This window comes from Liquorilactobacillus sicerae (assembly GCF_029916425.1).
Taxonomy (GTDB): domain Bacteria; phylum Bacillota; class Bacilli; order Lactobacillales; family Lactobacillaceae; genus Liquorilactobacillus; species Liquorilactobacillus sicerae.
Genome location: NZ_JAHAVQ010000232.1, coordinates 1 through 451, shown reverse-complemented (window position 1 = coordinate 451; position 451 = coordinate 1). Strand labels below are relative to the sequence as shown.

The following is a 451-nucleotide window of genomic DNA, read 5'->3' as shown; positions in this document are numbered from 1 at the left end:
ATCCCTGATTCTGTTTATTCGCGTTTGGCCGAATTGGGTATCAGACAAATCAGTATTCGCCAGGTTGGTTATGATATTTTAAATATCGAAGCGATCCACAAAGTCGGATTACGTGCTTCAAATGTTGCAGCTTATTCTCCGAGAGCGATTGCCGAATATACTTTGACACAGCTGTTAAATTTGATTCGCAATAACAAAAGATATTATCGGGCCACTGAATCAGGCAATTGGATGTGGTCTTCGGCTCCACAAGGAAAGGAAATCCATGATCTAACTGTTGCCGTTATTGGAGCTGGAAGGATTGGTTCGGCCTTGGCCGAGATGCTGCATGCGCTTGGAGCGAAAGTTCTGGCAGTTGATCCGGTTTATCATGCCCAAAATGAAGCTTTTTTAGATTATACAAATCTGGACGATGCTCTAAAAAGAGCTGATGTAATCACTTTTCATACAC

General features: G+C 42.4%; 1 protein-coding gene. It reads left to right on the top strand.

The window, feature by feature from the left end; all coding sequences use genetic code 11:
• On the top strand, positions 1-451 hold a 451-nt coding region (locus tag KH893_RS12175; RefSeq protein ID WP_281166325.1), incomplete at both ends, for an NAD(P)-dependent oxidoreductase.